This window comes from Ectobacillus funiculus, from assembly GCF_004138295.1.
GTDB classification, from domain to species: Bacteria; Bacillota; Bacilli; order Bacillales; family Bacillaceae_G; genus Ectobacillus; species Ectobacillus funiculus.
The window spans coordinates 1-17767 of sequence record NZ_SCFM01000042.1 but is presented as its reverse complement, the minus strand read 5'-3'; the positions used below and the strand labels follow the sequence as shown (position 1 = coordinate 17767).

Genomic DNA, 17767 nt, shown 5'->3' with positions numbered 1-17767 from the left:
AGGTAAGTATATCCACAAACATTCCAAATATGTAAAATGGACGTTCATTGAAGAGAGAGGAATTTCTTCCTCTCCCTACTTTCCATGAACGACAAACAAAGCGAATTCATGCAAACAATTATAAGTTTAATCCTACCAACGGTAGTGAGCAAATGCTTTGTTAGCTTCTGCCATTTTATGAGTATCTTCACGTTTCTTAACAGATGCACCAGCGTTGTTAGCAGCATCTAAGATTTCGTTAGCTAGACGCTCTTCCATCGTTTTCTCACCACGAAGACGAGAGTAGTTCACTAACCAGCGAAGACCTAAAGTAGTACGACGGTCAGGGCGAACTTCTACCGGTACTTGGTAGTTAGCGCCACCAACACGACGAGCACGCACTTCAAGAACAGGCATGATGTTCTTAATAGCTTGCTCAAATACTTCCATAGGATCTTTTCCAGAACGATCACGTACGATGTCAAATGCGTTATAAAGAATAGTTTGAGATTTACCTCTCTTGCCATCGATCATCATTTTGTTAATAAGACGAGATACAAGCTTAGAGTTGTAAATCGGATCTGGTAAAACATCACGTTTTGCAACAGGACCTTTACGAGGCATATTGATTTCCTCCTTTCATTGAAAATTGTTTATTATTTCTTAGCAGCTTTTGGTCTTTTTGTACCATATTTGGAACGACCTTGCATACGGTTGTTAACACCAGCTGTGTCAAGCGCACCGCGCACGATATGGTAACGTACCCCTGGTAAGTCTTTTACACGGCCGCCGCGGATTAATACCACGCTATGCTCTTGTAAGTTATGACCGATACCTGGGATGTAAGCAGTAACCTCGATTCCGTTTGTTAAACGCACACGAGCGTATTTACGCAACGCGGAGTTCGGTTTCTTTGGAGTCATTGTACCAACACGTGTACATACACCACGCTTTTGTGGAGCAGACAAATCAGTTGCTTTTTTCTTCAAAGAGTTGAAACCTTTGTTTAACGCAGGAGATTTAGATTTCCATACTTTATCAGTACGACCTTTTCTAACTAATTGGTTAATTGTAGGCATGAGTTATCCTCCCTTCACTTCTTTTATAAGACCACACATCCAGGTGGTTCATTATTAGTTGAAAACAAAGTTTTTGCAAGGAGAAGCGGAACGCTCCCACCTCGCAAAAACAGTTTTAACTGACTATCATTAATTGTAAATCATTTGCCCCTCTATACTGTTTTCACAGCATACAAGCATTTTCGCAACGCACATTTTGTATCGTCCGTAACATCTCTTAGGAGCAACCTTGCTTATAGTAACATTTCTAACAAGAAGATGTCAACAACTCTACACATGTTTTTCATGAAATTTATAATAGAAAATTTTAACTTTCTACATAAATTTCATGATTTGTGGCACCAACCTCTTCAGGTGATGTCTTTACAAGATCTACTTTACGATATCTGTTCATACCTGTACCAGCTGGAACAAGTTTACCGATGATAACATTCTCTTTCAGACCAAGAAGCTCATCGCGCTTTCCTTTGATAGCTGCGTCAGTAAGAACACGTGTTGTTTCTTGGAAGGACGCTGCAGACAAGAAGGAATCTGTCTCAAGCGATGCCTTCGTAATACCGAGAAGAACAGAACGTGCTGTAGCAGGCTGTTTACCTACAAGCAATACTTTTTCGTTCGCATCTGTAAATTGGTGAATATCAAGTAATGTTCCAGGCAACACATCAGTATCTCCAGCATCCATGACACGTACCTTGCGCAGCATTTGACGTACCATTACTTCTACGTGTTTGTCGCCGATTTCTACCCCTTGCATACGGTATACTTTCTGTACCTCACGCAATAGATACTCTTGTACTGCGTTCATATCTTTAACCTTTAGAAGCTCTTTCGGATCGATAGAGCCCTCTGTAAGCTCTTGCCCGCGATTCAAACGTTGACCCTCTGTCACTTTTAAACGAGCGCCATAAGGGATTGTATACGTGCGAGCTTCTACATCTCCTTGTACAACAACTTCTTGACGATCTTTTACATCATTAATCGCCGCAACCGTGCCGTCGATTTCTGTAATAACCGCTTGACCTTTCGGATTACGCGCTTCGAACAGCTCCTGAATACGCGGTAAACCTTGCGTGATATCGTCCCCAGCAACACCGCCCGTATGGAACGTACGCATTGTCAGCTGTGTACCCGGCTCACCGATGGATTGAGCAGCGATAATACCTACCGCTTCCCCTACTTCTACATCTGTACCTGTAGCCAAGTTTCGTCCGTAACACTTCTTACATACACCATGACGTGTATTACATGTAAATGCAGAACGAATATGCATTTGCTCAATACCAGCTTCGTCAATTAGCGTTGCAATATCTTCTGTGATAAGTTCATTTTCAGCAATAATTACTTCACCTGTAGCTGGGTGCTTCACTACTCTTCTTGCGAAACGACCAACAAGACGATCGTATAGAGCCTCAATTACTTCATTACCTTCTTTAATCGCAGCTACTAATAAACCACGATCTGTACCACAATCATCTTCACGGACAATTACATCCTGCGCCACATCTACGAGACGGCGAGTTAAGTAACCAGAGTCCGCAGTTTTAAGAGCTGTATCGGCAAGACCTTTACGCGCACCATGCGTGGAAATAAAGTACTCTAATACTGTTAAACCTTCACGGAAACTTGATTTGATTGGGAGCTCAATGATACGTCCGGACGGGTTGGCCATCAATCCACGCATACCCGCAAGCTGCGTAAAGTTTGATGCGTTACCACGGGCACCCGAATCACTCATCATGAAGATTGGGTTGCGTCGATCCAAGGATTTCATCAGTTTTCCTTGAATTACATCCTTCGCATTACTCCAAATGGAGATAACACGGTCATAGCGCTCTTCTTCCGTAATCAAGCCGCGACGGAATTGTTTTGTTACTGTATCTACCTTCAATTGCGCTTCTTGTAAAATTTCTTCCTTCTCGCCTAATACCACGATGTCTGCTACACCAACTGTAATACCCGCTTTTGTGGAGTGTCTGAAACCTAAATTCTTCATACGGTCTAACATACGAGAAGTTTCTGTAATCTGGAAACGTTTGAACACTTCCGCAATGACATTACCAAGAATTTTCTTATTAAATGGCGCAACCTCTTCGCGCTCAGCGAGAATTTCCTTTATATTAGCAGCCTTAGGTACAAAATAATTGGCAGGTGTTTCTTTTTCCAAGTTTTCTTTTGTAGGCTCATTAATGTAAGGGAAGGATTTCGGTAAAATTTCATTAAAAATCAATTTACCGACAGTTGTTAAAAGAAGCATGTTGTTTTGCTCTTCTGTGAATGTTTCATTCTGCAAAGAGCCAGCTGCAACAGCAACACGAGTATGCAAGTGAACATAACCGTTTGCGTAGGCAAGCAATGCTTCATTTGTATCCTTAAATGCCATACCTTCTCCGACCGCACCAATACGCTCCAGTGTTAGGTAATAGTTACCTAATACCATATCCTGAGACGGCGTAACAACTGGTTTTCCATCTTTCGGATTCAAGATGTTTTGTGCAGCAAGCATTAGTAAACGAGCCTCAGCTTGCGCTTCGGAGGAAAGCGGAACGTGAACAGCCATTTGGTCTCCGTCAAAATCGGCGTTGTATGCTGTACATACAAGCGGATGAAGACGAATTGCACGACCTTCTACAAGAGTTGGCTCAAATGCTTGGATACCGAGACGGTGAAGAGTCGGGGCACGGTTTAATAGAACCGGATGCTCCTTAATCACAGACTCTAATACATCCCAAACCTCTGGCTGTACTCTCTCGATTTTACGCTTTGCACTCTTAATATTGTGTGCAAGACCCTTTTCCACCAATTCCTTCATAACAAATGGCTTGAACAATTCAAGAGCCATTTCCTTAGGTAATCCACATTGGTACATCTTTAAGTTTGGTCCTACAACGATAACAGAACGTCCGGAGTAGTCAACACGTTTACCAAGTAAGTTTTGACGGAAACGCCCTTGCTTACCTTTTAGCATATGTGAAAGAGATTTTAACGGACGGTTACCTGGTCCTGTTACAGGGCGACCACGACGACCATTATCGATTAATGCATCAACCGCTTCCTGAAGCATACGCTTCTCGTTTTGCACGATAATACTTGGCGCACCAAGATCTAGAAGGCGTTTCAAACGATTATTACGGTTAATAACACGGCGATATAGGTCATTTAAATCAGAGGTCGCAAAACGGCCTCCATCAAGCTGTACCATTGGGCGAAGCTCAGGAGGAATAACAGGAAGAACATCAAGAATCATCCAAGATGGTTCATTTCCTGAACCACGGAACGCCTCTAGCACCTCAAGGCGCTTAATAGCACGTGTACGACGTTGTCCTTGTGCTGTTTTAAGCTCCTCCTTGAGAAAATCTACCTCTTTATCTAGGTCAATATCTTGTAAAAGCTTTTTAATTGCTTCCGCACCCATAGATGCTTGGAAGGTGCTTCCGTATCTTTCACGGTATGCACGATATTCCTTCTCGGATAACAATTGCTTTTTCTCAAGAGGAGTATCGCCGCTTTCCGTTACTACATAAGAAGCAAAATAAATGATTTCCTCCAAGGCGCGAGGAGACATGTCAAGAACAAGCCCCATACGACTAGGAATCCCTTTAAAATACCAAATGTGAGAGACTGGGGCAGCTAACTCGATATGCCCCATACGCTCACGGCGGACTTTAGCGCGTGTTACTTCCACACCGCATCGGTCACAGACAACACCTTTATAGCGAACTCGCTTGTACTTTCCGCAATGGCATTCCCAGTCCTTTGTAGGACCGAAAATGCGCTCGCAGAACAAACCGTCTTTTTCCGGTTTTAATGTACGGTAGTTAATTGTTTCTGGTTTTTTGACTTCCCCGTGCGACCAAGAACGAATTTTATCGGGTGAAGCAAGTCCAATCTTCATATACTCAAAGTTATTTACATCTATCAAGGGGACTACCTCCCTTTCAATCTACAGGTTATATCGAATTATTCCTTCGTTGTCTCAACTTCGATATTCAATCTATCGGCAGACTGATGGTCATCATCATCATCCGTGTCACGCATTTCAATCTCTTTCTCGTCACTGGATAAAATCTTAACATCCATACCCAAGCTTTGCAGTTCCTTAATCAATACTTTAAATGATTCAGGTACACCCGGCTCCGGTACATTTTCTCCTTTAACGATTGCTTCGTACGTTTTCACACGTCCTACTACGTCATCAGATTTCACTGTTAAGATTTCTTGAAGTGTATAAGCAGCACCATAAGCCTCAAGTGCCCAAACCTCCATCTCACCGAAACGCTGTCCACCGAACTGTGCTTTACCTCCAAGAGGCTGCTGTGTAACAAGTGAGTATGGTCCTGTAGAACGAGCATGAAGTTTGTCGTCAACCATGTGCGCCAGCTTAATCATGTACATAACACCTACGGATACACGGTTATCAAATGCTTCACCCGTACGACCGTCGTACAGAACTGTTTTAGCGTCGCGAGACATACCTGCTTCTTCAATCGTTGCCCATACATCTTCTTCACGCGCTCCATCAAATACTGGAGTTGCTACATGAATTCCAAGGTAACGAGCTGCCATACCAATATGAAGCTCTAATACCTGACCGATATTCATACGAGAAGGTACCCCTAATGGATTTAACATGATATCAACCGGCGTACCATCTGGGAGATACGGCATATCTTCTTCTGGCAAAATACGGGAGATAACCCCTTTGTTACCATGGCGTCCTGCCATTTTGTCACCCTCGGAAATTTTACGCTTCTGTACAATATATGCACGCACAAGTTGGTTTACACCTGGTGGAAGCTCATCTCCATCTTCACGGTTAAAGACCTTCACATCAAGAATAATACCGCCGCCGCCATGAGGTACACGAAGAGATGTATCGCGAACTTCACGTGCTTTCTCACCAAAAATCGCATGTAATAAACGTTCTTCAGCTGTTAATTCTGTTACACCCTTTGGAGTAACCTTACCAACTAGAAGATCTCCATCTTTTACTTCGGCACCAATACGAATAATTCCGCGCTCATCCAAATTACGAAGTGCATCTTCACCAACATTCGGAATATCGCGTGTAATCTCTTCAGGACCAAGCTTTGTATCACGAGCTTCTGACTCGTATTCTTCAATATGAACAGATGTGTATACATCATCCTTCACAAGGCGTTCGCTCATAATGATGGCATCCTCATAGTTGTAACCATCCCATGTCATGAAGGCAACAAGCACGTTGCGTCCAAGAGCTAGTTCACCCTTTTCCATCGATGGACCATCCGCAAGAATTTCGCCTCTTACAACTTCATCGCCCACACTTACAATCGGACGTTGGTTATAACAAGTTCCTTGGTTAGAACGAATAAACTTTAACATTCTGTAACGGTCTAAATCACCTTTGACCTTCTGACCATCTACATCAATGTAACGACGTACCCAAACCTCTTTCGCTTCCACTCGCTCTACAACGCCTGGATGCTTACAAATGACAGCTGCCCCGGAGTCTTTAGCAGATACGTATTCCATACCTGTTCCTACAGTCGGTGCTTCTGGATTTAAAAGAGGAACTGCTTGACGTTGCATGTTCGCTCCCATTAGAGCACGGTTAGAGTCGTCATTTTCCAAGAATGGAATACATGCTGTCGCAGCTGAAACAACCTGCTTCGGTGATACATCCATATAGTCAACACGATCACGTGTCACGACAATGTTCTCACCACGGAAACGAGCAATGATATCTTCATCAAGAAACTCACCATTATCTGATAAACGCATGTTTGCCTGTGCTACTACATAGTTATCCTCTTCATCTGCAGTCAGGTAATCCACACGACTTGTTACATGTCCCGTTTCTGGGTCAATTCGACGATATGGCGTTTCAATAAAACCAAATTCATTTACCTTCGCAAAGGAAGACAATGAGTTGATCAAACCAATGTTCGGACCCTCCGGTGTTTCGATTGGACACATGCGGCCATAGTGAGAATAGTGAACGTCACGCACTTCAAAGCCTGCACGCTCACGAGTCAAACCGCCCGGTCCTAATGCAGATAAACGGCGTTTATGCGTTAATTCCGCTAACGGGTTCGTTTGGTCCATGAACTGAGATAGCTGAGAGCTTCCAAAAAACTCTTTAATGGATGCGATAACTGGACGAATATTAATCAAGGCTTGTGGTGTAATTGCGTTCGTATCCTGAATAGACATTCTCTCACGAACAACACGCTCCATACGGGAAAGACCGATACGGAACTGGTTTTGAAGCAATTCACCAACAGAGCGAAGACGACGGTTTCCTAAATGATCGATATCATCCGTGTCGCCTACCTTATAAAGTAAATTAAAGAAATAGCTGATAGATGCAATAATATCTGCAGGCGTGATATGTTTCACATTCCGGTCGATGTTCGCGTTTCCGATTACATTAATCATCTGATCCGCGTCTGCATCTGGCGCATAGATTCTAATAGATTGCATCAGAACCTCGTCCTCCACCACGCCTCCAACCGGTCTGGAAGTTTTAAAACCAATGTTTTTCTCTAAGTATGGGAGGATTTTATCTAGTGTGCGACGATCCAAGTTTGTACCTTCCGCAACTAGAATTTCACCTGTTTCCGGATCTACCAATGTTTCTGCTACACGCTGGTTAAACAATCTATTCTTAATATGAAGTTTTTTGTTAATTTTATATCGCCCTACATTCGCTAAATCATAGCGTTTCGGATCAAAAAAGCGTGAAACAAGTAAGCTCTTTGCATTGTCTACAGTCGGAGGTTCGCCCGGACGAAGACGCTCATAAATCTCAAGCAAGGCTTTGTCTGTACTATCTGTGTTGTCTTTTTCTAACGTATTACGCAAGTATTCATTTTCGCCTAAAAGCTCAATGATTTCTTGGTCAGAACCAAAACCAAGTGCCCGTAATAACACTGTTACAGGAAGCTTGCGCGTACGATCGATACGTACATATACTACATCCTTCGCATCTGTTTCATACTCAAGCCAAGCGCCACGGTTCGGAATAACAGTCGCAGTAAAGCCACGTTTACCGTTTTTGTCTACCTTTCCGCTGTAATACACACTTGGTGAACGAACAAGCTGGGAAACAATAACACGTTCCGCACCGTTAATGACAAACGTTCCCGTTTCTGTCATGAGTGGGAAATCCCCCATAAATACATCCTGTTCCTTCACTTCGCCAGTTTCTTTATTGATTAGACGTACCTTCACGCGCAGCGGTGCTGCGAACGTAACATCACGCTCTTTACATTCTTCTACAGAATACTTAGGCTCACCTAGGCTGTAGTCAATGAACTCAAGAGACAGATTTCCCGTGAAGTCTTCAATTGGTGAAATGTCCTGGAACATTTCTCGCAAACCTTCATCAAGAAACCACTGATAAGAAGAGGTTTGAATCTCAATAAGATTTGGTAACTCTAATACTTCACTAATACGGGCATAACTTCTTCGTTGGCGGTGGCGGCCGTATTGAACTAGTTGACCTGTCAACTGCTTCACCCCTCAAATCATGAGTATTATAAAATGCAATAAAATTGCATAATTTACAAGCTAAAAACAGCCGACGCCCGGAGGCGCAGCCGTGCCTTAAGGACATGCAGAACCTTTGCTAATTATGCAAAAAGAAAAATGGCTTCTCATAAGAAAACCACCATTCTGTTTCGCGCTCTACTGATTTTACTATCTTTCCCAATGCATGAAGAATTATACATTCCAAACATTGCAAGAAATGATATATTTGGCATTTTACAATCTTAACACAACCAAAAATAACCGTCAACGTTTTTTTGATTTTATGATATAATATCCTTTTTCTTTCTTTACCACTTCTACAGTGGGATAGATCTCTTCCATCTTAGCTAAGGCAGAAGGTGCGCCTTGTTTTTTCTGAATCACAACCCACAGCTCACCACCAGGAACTAAGTGCTCATTTGCCCGTTCTAAAATCTCATGAACTACTTTTTTACCAGCTCGAATCGGTGGATTTGATAAAATTGCAGCATATTGCCCGCTCACATTTTCATACACATTACTCTGAAACACAGAAACATTCGTAACCCTGTTCAACACAGCGTTTTCCCCTGCTAATTCCAACGCCCGTTCATTTATATCCACCATATCAACGCGACGATTGACAAACTCCTTAGCAAGTGACAACCCGATTGGACCATATCCGCAACCAACATCCAAAAAAGCACCCTGTTCCTCTGGTTGTTCGAATGCATGAATCAAAAGACGCGAACCGAAGTCCACCTCATTTTTTGAAAAAACACCTTGATCCGACAGAAACGTAAACGTTTGTCCTCTTAACTCAAATTTCCATCGTTTTCGATCGCTTTTGCTTACAGGATTGTTTGAAAAGTAGTGATCTGCCATACCCACAGCCCTCTTTCCTCACGGTTATTGTTTCGGTTAAAAAAAAAGCCCGCATAAGAGCGAGCTTTTTTTTGCAGTACAAGTGAAATTACTTAACTTCAACAACTGCTCCAACTTCTTCAAGTTTAGCTTTGATTTCTTCAGCTTCTTCTTTAGAAGCGCCTTCTTTGATTGCTTTTGGAGTGTTGTCAACAAGTTCTTTCGCTTCTTTCAAGCCAAGGCCTGTAAGTTCACGAACAACTTTGATAACTTTGATTTTTTGAGCGCCTGCGCTAGCAAGTACTACATCGAATTCTGTTTGCTCAGCCGCTTCAGCAGCACCGCCGCCTACTACAGCTACTGGAGCAGCAGCAGTTACGCCGAATTCTTCTTCGATTGCTTTTACTAGATCGTTAAGTTCTAAAACAGTCATAGATTTAACTGCTTCAATGATTTGTTCTTTAGTCATTTGAGTGTTCCTCCTTGTTTTCCTTTTATTAATAACTCAGACCGAATAATCGGGAATTAAGCGCCTTGTTCTTCTTTTTGCTCAGCCACAGCTTTTGCAGCAAGTGCAAGGTTGCGGATTGGAGCTTGAAGAACGCTAAGCAACATAGAAAGTAAGCCTTCGCGGGAAGGAAGTTCTGCAATTGCTTTCACATCTTCAACGCTTACTAATTTACCTTCAATGACACCAGCTTTGATTTCTAAAGCTTCATGCTTTTTCGCGAAATCGTTCAACACTTTAGCAGGGGCAACAACATCTTCGTTGCTGAACGCGATCGCGTTCGGACCTGTTAAGTGAGCGTTCAATTCCGCTACCTCTGCTTGTTCAGCTGCACGACGAGTTAAAGAGTTTTTGTAAACTTTGAACTCGATGCCTGCTTCACGCAATTGTTTACGAAGTTCAGTTGCTTCACCTACTGTTAAACCACGGTAGTCAACTACAATTGTAGATTTGCTCGCACGTAATTTATCAGCAATTTCAGTTACGACTTGTTGTTTAGCTTCAATTGCTTTGCTCATCGTTACACCTCCTATAAGACTGGATTGTACCGACACCGAATGTGCATTAGAAAACCTCCATATCAAAACTAGACATGGAGGCATAATAGTCACAGAATAATCCGTTCTTATCATAACACCTCGGTAGGAAATTAAGCCTGTAAGGGCACCTACTGTCTACGGTACAGTTATTAAATTCACAACATCATTTATTATATAAAAACTTTATAAAAAAGTCAAATTCCATTTATTAGGCAAATGTAGAAACATCTACGCGTACGCCAGGTCCCATTGTAGAAGCAACTGTTACGTTCTTCATGTAAGTTCCTTTTGCAGCAGAAGGTTTTGCTTTTAGCATTGCTTCATAAACTGTTTGCAGGTTTTCAGCAAGCTTTTCGTTGTCGAAAGATACTTTACCGATTGGCGTGTGGATGTTACCCGCTTTGTCAACACGGTATTCTACTTTACCTGCTTTGATTTCGTTTACTGCTTTTGTTACATCGAATGTAACTGTACCAGTTTTAGGGTTTGGCATTAAACCTTTTGGTCCTAATACACGACCTAATTTACCAACTTCACCCATCATATCTGGAGTTGCTACAACTACGTCGAAGTCAAACCAGCCTTGTTGGATTTTGTTGATGTAGTCTGCATCACCTACGAAATCAGCACCAGCAGCTTCTGCTTCTTTTGCTTTTTCGCCGCGAGCAAATACTAATACGCGTTGTACTTTACCAGTACCATGCGGAAGAACAACCGCACCACGGATTTGTTGATCAGCTTTCTTAGGGTCTACGCCTAAACGGAAAGCAACTTCAAGAGTCGCATCAAATTTAGCTGTGTTTGTTTTTTTCGCTAACTCAATTGCTTCAGCAACAGAGTAAGTAGTTGCACGGTCTACAAGCTTTGCAGCTTCTAGATACTTTTTACCTCTTTTTGGCATTTGAATTTCCTCCTTGATTGTGGTTTTAGCGGAATAACCTCCCACGTGTGTGTTCCTGTAATAGGTTTCAGCTTCTGCTGCGGGGGACACCAACCCTGTATTTAAAATGCTACGATTTGTTACGTTAATAAAGGTTGCGAATGTATAAGACCCGCAACCTTTTTACAAGAAACTAAAGCGAATTAGTCTTCGATAACAATACCCATGCTGCGTGCAGTACCTTCAACCATGCGCATTGCAGCTTCTACGCTAGCAGCGTTTAGGTCAGGCATCTTTTGTTCTGCGATTTCGCGAACTTTATCACGCTTCACTGTTGCCACTTTATTACGGTTTGGAACACCAGAACCAGACTGGATACCAGCTACTACTTTAAGAAGAACAGCAGCAGGCGGAGTCTTTGTAATGAAAGTGAAGGAACGGTCTTCAAATACCGTAATTTCAACTGGGATAATTAGACCAGCTTGGTCAGCTGTACGAGCGTTGAACTCTTTACAGAAGCCCATGATGTTAACGCCTGCTTGTCCTAGTGCTGGACCAACTGGCGGCGCTGGATTCGCTTTACCTGCAGGAATTTGCAATTTCACAACTTTGATTACCTTTTTAGCCACGAGACACACCTCCTTAAGTCCGTGATGTGGTCAATGGGCTGTCCGCCCTCCCACTCTATTCTTATCTGCTATAGAGATAAAAAACTTATTAAGCAATGCCTTTACCCATGAAAGACACTGACCTTAAAGATAGTATCACCTTTTACAATTCTTTTCAAGTTTTTAATTTATAATTTTTCAACTTGGACAAAATCAAGTTCTACAGGTGTTTCACGACCAAACATATCTACAAGAACTTTAACCTTTTGCTTCTCTATATCAATCTCTTCAATTGTGCCTGTATAATTTGCAAAAGGACCTTCCTTCAAGCGGACTGTTTCATTTAACTCAAAATCAAAATCCACCTTTTCATTCTCAACGCCCATGCGTTTAAGGATAACAACAACCTCTTCCTCCAATAGGGGAGTCGGCTTAGAGCCAGAACCGGCAGAACCGACAAAACCTGTAACACCTGGTGTATTGCGAACAACATACCAAGAATCATCTGTCATTACTAGTTCTACAAGCACATAACCTGGAAACACCTTTCGCTTCGTAAGCTTCTCTTTTCCATTCTTCATTTCTACTTCTGTTTCTTCCGGTACAACTACTCTGAAAATCTTATCCTGCATGCCCATTGATTCAACACGCTTTTCCAAGTTTGTTTTCACCTTGTTTTCATATCCAGAATATGTATGTACAACATACCAACGTTTTTCCATATCGTGTAGGACGTTCGTCCTTCCCTCCCCGACCCTGCTTTTTTAGGCAAATGAAAAAACCCGTTCACCGGGTTTTAACACAGTTCGTATAGTTATCATTATATCATGTAAAAGTGCATCTTATTCAAGAACTAAACGAATTAAAGAAGAAATCCCCATATCCACAACTGCAAAGAAAATACCAAAAAGCACTACCGTTGCAATAACAGTTAATGTGGAACGGAACAACTCCTGTCTTTTCGGCCAGCTTACTTTTTTCATTTCGCGTGTTACGTCGCCAAAAAAATTCGTCAAACGCATGTTTATGGAACCTCCATCATGTATAGCCGTTATTATTTTGTTTCCCTATGCACTGTATGTGTATTGCAGGCTTTGCAAAATTTCTTTACTTCTAGACGCTCGGAGGCGTTCTCATTTTTCATGGTAGAGTAGTTTCTGCTGCTGCATTCTGAACATGCAAGTACAAGTTTTTTTCCCATTATACTACACCAGCCTTGAACGCTATGTCCTTAAAACTTTACCATATATTAAAAGAAGCTGTCAATGATGCACCTCACATGACTATAAAAGTGAATGAGACAGGCATTACACCTGTCTCATAAACTCATAATCAATTAAAAGCTGTATTTTCTCTCATTTCCACATATCGTTCTAATTTTCGTTTTACACGTTGTAGGGCATTATCAATTGATTTCACATGACGATTCAACTGTTCTGAAATCTCTTGATAGGAACGCCCGTCCAAATAAAGAGAAAGAACCTTTCTTTCCAAATCACTTAGGAGTTCGGAGATTTTCAACTCGATATCTACATACTCCTCTTGATTGATAATTAACTCCTCTGGATCTGTTACCTTTGTTTCCGAAATCACATCTAATAGAGTACGATCAGACTCCTCATCATAAATAGGCTTGTCCAGCGACACATATGAATTTAAAGGAATGTGCTTTTGTCTTGTTGCTGTTTTAATAGCCGTTATGATTTGTCGAGTAATACAAAGCTCTGCAAAAGCTTTAAAAGATGAGAGCTTGTCCTCCTTGTAATCACGGATCGCTTTGAATAGACCAATCATTCCTTCTTGAATAATATCCTCGCGATCTGCTCCCACAAGAAAATATGACCGTGATTTAGCACGAACGAAATTCTTATACTTGTTAATCAAGTATTCTAACGCCTCAGTATCACCGCCACGGACAAGCTCTACTACTCCTTCATCTTCTAATTCTCGAAATTGTACGTTGTGTTCACTTAAGAAGTCTGATTCCACTCTTATCACCCCGACGATGCTTAGTTAGAAATATTATACAGTAAGCGCTTTATGAGCGTCAATGCCTCAAAGCTCTCCTCGCCTTAATTTTTCCAATTTTTCTGTAATTTCCTTATTATATCGGGATTGAAATGCTCCTTTTTGTTCTTTTTGCTCCTGAATTCTACGGCGTACCTGCCCCTCCATTAGCTCTACTTCAATCTCCAGCTCACGTGCAGACTTGCGCAGGGCTCCTTGCGCAAAAATAACCCATTGTTCCGTATAGTCCGATGTAGCTACTGAAATGCTCGTATCAATTTCCCTAAGTTCAATGGCAAGTTGCTCAATTTTTTCATCAGCTGTTTGGTTTTTGCGGGTAAAGATCACTTCCACCTTCGCCTGGTTCGTTTTCTTCTCAATTCCTTGTACGTAATACGCATCAAAAACGATAATGACCTTTATCCCTGTAAACCCTTGATAGTCTGCCATTTTATCGATAAGTACATCACGGGCCGACTGCAAATCCGTATCCTTTAACTTACGAAGTTCTTTCCAGGCACCGATAATGTTATAGCCGTCGACAATCAAGATCTCTTTCATCTCTACTCACCAAGCGGATGACGCTTACGATATACCTCGTACATAAGAAGTCCAGCAGCAACGGAAGCATTAAGAGATGTGACCTTTCCAGCCATTGGCAATCGCACAAGAAAATCGCATTGCTCCCTGACGAGCCGGCTCATCCCCTTTCCTTCGCTGCCGATTACAAGACCTAATGGCATTGTGCCATCTAGTCTACGGTAATCGTCCGTTCCCTTTGCATCGGTACCGGCAATCCATATACCGCGTTCCTTTAATTCTTCAATGGTTCTCGTCAAATTTGTTACACGCACCACTGGAATATACTCAATGGCTCCAGTAGATGCTTTTGCGACCGCTGCAGTTAAACCAACTGCTCTACGCTTCGGAATAATAATGCCATGCGCCCCAACAGCATCTGCCGTTCTCATAATGGAACCAAGATTGTGGGGATCCTCAATCTCATCCAAAATTAGGAAAAATGGGGTTTCCTGCTGTTTCTCCGCCCTACGGAATAAATCATCCAGCTCTGCATACTTATAGGCTGCTACATGCGCAATAACCCCTTGATGATTTCCCTCCGCCAATTGGTCAAGCTTTTTGTTCGGCGCTTGCTGAACGATGACTCCTTGCTCCTTTGCCAGCTGTAAAACAGTGTGAATTTGCCCTTTATTCGCTCCCTCAGCTACCCAAATTTTATTAATATCGCGTCCTGACTTCAATGCTTCAATGACGGGGTTTCTGCCAATAATATATTCATGATCCATTCTTTTTTTCTCCTTCCTGCTCTTCTAAAGCTAAAATAGCAGCCGACAAAAGCTCTTGCAGCCGCTCTTCATTACCTGATAAATAATGAAAGCCGATTACTGCTTCAAATGCCGTACTATATCGATATGTTTGTACATCTGTATTTTTTGGGACTGAGCCTGATTTTGCGTTTCGCCCCCTCATAAGGATGGCTTCCTCTTCTTCTGTTAAAACTTTTCCGTCAAGCCACGCGTATACAACCTTGGCTTGCGCCTTTGCGCATACATAGCTTGTACTCAAACGATGCAGCTGATTAGGGCGGACAGATCCTTTTAAAAGAAGGTGATGCCGAACATACTGTTCATACACCGCATCACCCATATACGCTAAAGCAAGACTGTTTAATTGCTTTACATCGATCATGCTTATCCTCTTTTCCATCTTACACCCTGCGGCGTATCTTCCAAGATAATATTGCGGGCCTTTAAATCATCACGGATTTGATCAGCTAGTGCAAAGTTACGCTCTTTTCGGGCATTATTCCGTTGCTCGATAAGCGTTTCAATCTCCTCATCAAGAAGCTCTTGTTGTTGGTTAAGACTCAATCCCAGCACTTCAAATAACTCCTCATATTCCGTCAAAAATGTCTCGATCACGGCTTTTGAAGTATGCTGTTCAAGTAAATATTGGTTCGCATAATTAGCTAAATTATAGAGCTCTGTTACCGCATTCGCCGTATTAAAATCATCATCCATAGCCTGTTCAAATGCTTCTCGGAATGCTTTAACCTCTGAAATCCAAGATTCATCGTTTTCTGTCAAATTTGTACTGCTGTCCATCCGATGCTTTAAGTTAGCATAGGCAGTTTGAATGCGTTCCAAACCGTTTTGCGTGCTTTGCAGCAATTCTTCATTAAAGTTAATAGGATTACGGTAATGCACAGAAAGCATAAAGAATCGAATTAACTGCGGATTATATTGCTTAATAATGTCATGCACCAAAATAAAGTTTCCAAGAGACTTCGACATTTTTTCATTATTAATATTAATATATCCATTATGGAGCCAATAACGTGAAAATGGCTTGCCTGTTAATGCCTCCGATTGTGCAATTTCATTTTCATGGTGAGGGAATGCCAAATCCTGTCCGCCAGCATGAATATCAATCGTATCCCCTAAGTATTTTCTAGCCATCGCTGAGCACTCGATATGCCAGCCTGGGCGACCTTTCCCCCATGGACTATCCCAGGAGATTTCTCCTTCCTTTGCCGCCTTCCATAATGCAAAGTCCAGCGGGTCCTGTTTCTTTTCACCAACTTCAATGCGCGCGCCGTGACGCAAATCTGTAATGGATTGGTGGGACAGCTTGCCGTACCCTGCAAATTCCTTTGTTCTGTAGTATACATCCCCTGCAGATTCATAAGCGTATCCTTTTTTGATCAACTCTTCAATAAATGAAATGATCAAATCCATACTCTCTGTCACACGCGGATGTACATCAGCATGGCGGCATCCTAAAGCCGTTACATCTTCAAAGTATGCTGCAATAAATCGATCAGCAATTGTTGGTACATCCTCACCAAGCTCTTTTGCTGCGCGAATGAGTTTGTCATCAACATCAGTAAAATTGGACACATACTGCACTTCATAGCCCTTATATTCTAAATAACGGCGCACTGTATCAAATACGATAGCAGGCCGTGCGTTTCCGATGTGAATGTAATTGTATACAGTCGGACCACATACATACATTTTTACCTTGTTTGCCTCAAGCGGAACAAATTCTTCTTTCTTGCGAGTAAGGGTATTATAAAGATAAATAGTCATTTGAATTCTTTCCTTCCTTAGATAATGTAAGCTGTTCCTTCAATTGCCGTATCTCTTCCTCCATCGCCTTAAATTTGTCAGCAATGGGGTCTGGCAAGTCACAATGGTTCAAGTCGCGATTCACTTTTATCCCATCGCGGATAACCACACGGCCCGGTATCCCAACAACAGTAGAATTAGGCGGAACTTCCTTCAAAACAACAGAGCCTGCACCAACTTTAGAGTTTTTCCCTACCGTAATGGAGCCAAGAACCTTTGCGCCAGTTGCAATTAACACGTTATCCTCAATAGTGGGGTGGCGCTTGCCTTTTTCCTTTCCTGTTCCGCCTAGCGTTACACCTTGATACAAGGTCACATTGTCACCAATTTCACAAGTTTCGCCGATAACGACGCCCATACCATGATCAATAAAAAGACGGCGGCCAATCGTAGCACCCGGATGAATCTCAATCCCAGTAAAAAAGCGGCTAACTTGCGAAATCATACGTGCCATAAAGAAAAATCGTTTCTTATATAATACATGAGCAATCCGGTGAGCCCAAATGGCGTGTAATCCAGCATATGTGCATATGACTTCCAAATAGCTTCGTGCTGCTGGGTCTTGTTCAAAAATGACTTCAATATCCTCCCGAAGCTTTTGAAACATTCGTTTCCCTCCTTTTCAGCCAATTTCTAACGCAATATAAGTAACAGTACCAA

The 17767-nt window shown here is 42.1% G+C and carries 18 protein-coding genes and 1 other annotated feature; all 18 genes read right to left on the bottom strand.

All coding sequences use genetic code 11. The annotated features are described in order from the left end of the window. Nucleotides 1–132 precede the first annotated feature (132 nt). Nucleotides 133–603 (bottom strand): 30S ribosomal protein S7, encoded by a 471-nt coding sequence (rpsG, locus tag EP737_RS20120; RefSeq protein WP_129730315.1) that lies wholly within the window; start codon nucleotides 601–603, stop codon nucleotides 133–135. 32 nt (nucleotides 604–635) lie between these two features. Next, nucleotides 636–1058: a 30S ribosomal protein S12 gene (gene rpsL / locus EP737_RS20115; protein WP_129730313.1), complete on the bottom strand. Its 423-nt coding sequence runs from the start codon at nucleotides 1056–1058 to the stop codon at nucleotides 636–638. A 307-nt stretch (nucleotides 1059–1365) separates the two neighbouring features. Further along, nucleotides 1366–4977 carry a DNA-directed RNA polymerase subunit beta' gene (gene rpoC / locus EP737_RS20110; protein WP_129730311.1) on the bottom strand — a complete coding sequence of 1204 codons (3612 nt, stop codon included), beginning with the start codon at nucleotides 4975–4977 and terminating at the stop codon, nucleotides 1366–1368. A gap of 38 nt (nucleotides 4978–5015) precedes the next feature. Continuing rightward, on the bottom strand, nucleotides 5016–8549 hold the full coding sequence (gene rpoB, locus EP737_RS20105) for a DNA-directed RNA polymerase subunit beta (RefSeq protein ID WP_129730309.1): 3534 nt from the start codon (nucleotides 8547–8549) through the stop codon (nucleotides 5016–5018). 285 nt (nucleotides 8550–8834) lie between these two features. Further along, nucleotides 8835–9434, bottom strand: coding sequence for a class I SAM-dependent methyltransferase (locus EP737_RS20100; RefSeq protein WP_129730307.1), 600 nt, complete (start codon nucleotides 9432–9434; stop codon nucleotides 8835–8837). Between the two features lie 88 nt (nucleotides 9435–9522). Continuing rightward, a complete protein-coding gene (rplL, locus tag EP737_RS20095; RefSeq protein ID WP_129730305.1) occupies nucleotides 9523–9882 on the bottom strand; it encodes a 50S ribosomal protein L7/L12 in 360 nt (119 codons plus the stop codon). Between the two features lie 56 nt (nucleotides 9883–9938). Next, nucleotides 9939–10439: a 50S ribosomal protein L10 gene (gene rplJ / locus EP737_RS20090; RefSeq protein WP_129730303.1), complete on the bottom strand. Its 501-nt coding sequence runs from the start codon at nucleotides 10437–10439 to the stop codon at nucleotides 9939–9941. A gap of 39 nt (nucleotides 10440–10478) precedes the next feature. Further along, nucleotides 10479–10619: a sequence feature (ribosomal protein L10 leader region), on the bottom strand. 49 nt (nucleotides 10620–10668) lie between these two features. Next, nucleotides 10669–11361 carry a 50S ribosomal protein L1 gene (gene rplA, locus EP737_RS20085; protein ID WP_129730301.1) on the bottom strand — a complete coding sequence of 231 codons (693 nt, stop codon included), beginning with the start codon at nucleotides 11359–11361 and terminating at the stop codon, nucleotides 10669–10671. Between the two features lie 182 nt (nucleotides 11362–11543). Then, nucleotides 11544–11969, bottom strand: a complete 426-nt coding sequence (gene rplK / locus EP737_RS20080; protein WP_165350875.1) for a 50S ribosomal protein L11 — start codon at nucleotides 11967–11969, stop codon at nucleotides 11544–11546. Nucleotides 11970–12136: 167 nt separating this feature from the next. Then, a complete protein-coding gene (gene nusG / locus EP737_RS20075; RefSeq protein WP_129730297.1) occupies nucleotides 12137–12670 on the bottom strand; it encodes a transcription termination/antitermination protein NusG in 534 nt (177 codons plus the stop codon). Nucleotides 12671–12790: 120 nt separating this feature from the next. Continuing rightward, nucleotides 12791–12970 (bottom strand): preprotein translocase subunit SecE, encoded by a 180-nt coding sequence (secE, locus tag EP737_RS20070; RefSeq protein WP_129730295.1) that lies wholly within the window; start codon nucleotides 12968–12970, stop codon nucleotides 12791–12793. Nucleotides 12971–13002: 32 nt separating this feature from the next. Beyond that, on the bottom strand, nucleotides 13003–13149 hold the full coding sequence (rpmG, locus tag EP737_RS20065) for a 50S ribosomal protein L33 (protein WP_129730293.1): 147 nt from the start codon (nucleotides 13147–13149) through the stop codon (nucleotides 13003–13005). Between the two features lie 131 nt (nucleotides 13150–13280). After that, on the bottom strand, nucleotides 13281–13937 hold the full coding sequence (locus EP737_RS20060; protein WP_129730291.1) for an RNA polymerase factor sigma-70: 657 nt from the start codon (nucleotides 13935–13937) through the stop codon (nucleotides 13281–13283). A 66-nt stretch (nucleotides 13938–14003) separates the two neighbouring features. Further along, on the bottom strand, nucleotides 14004–14516 hold the full coding sequence (locus EP737_RS20055; protein ID WP_129730289.1) for an NYN domain-containing protein: 513 nt from the start codon (nucleotides 14514–14516) through the stop codon (nucleotides 14004–14006). Nucleotides 14517–14518: 2 nt separating this feature from the next. Continuing rightward, entirely contained in the window at nucleotides 14519–15262 is a 744-nt protein-coding gene (rlmB, locus tag EP737_RS20050) for a 23S rRNA (guanosine(2251)-2'-O)-methyltransferase RlmB (RefSeq protein ID WP_129730287.1), read from the bottom strand. After that, on the bottom strand, nucleotides 15252–15665 hold the full coding sequence (locus EP737_RS20045) for a Mini-ribonuclease 3 (RefSeq protein ID WP_129730285.1): 414 nt from the start codon (nucleotides 15663–15665) through the stop codon (nucleotides 15252–15254). The genes rlmB and EP737_RS20045 overlap by 11 nt, the downstream gene beginning before the upstream one ends. A gap of 2 nt (nucleotides 15666–15667) precedes the next feature. Further along, nucleotides 15668–17068, bottom strand: a complete 1401-nt coding sequence (cysS, locus tag EP737_RS20040) for a cysteine--tRNA ligase (RefSeq protein WP_129730283.1) — start codon at nucleotides 17066–17068, stop codon at nucleotides 15668–15670. Then, nucleotides 17049–17714 (bottom strand): serine O-acetyltransferase EpsC, encoded by a 666-nt coding sequence (gene epsC, locus EP737_RS20035; protein ID WP_129730281.1) that lies wholly within the window; start codon nucleotides 17712–17714, stop codon nucleotides 17049–17051. Before epsC ends, cysS begins: the two co-directional genes overlap by 20 nt. Nucleotides 17715–17767: the final 53 nt, after the last annotated feature.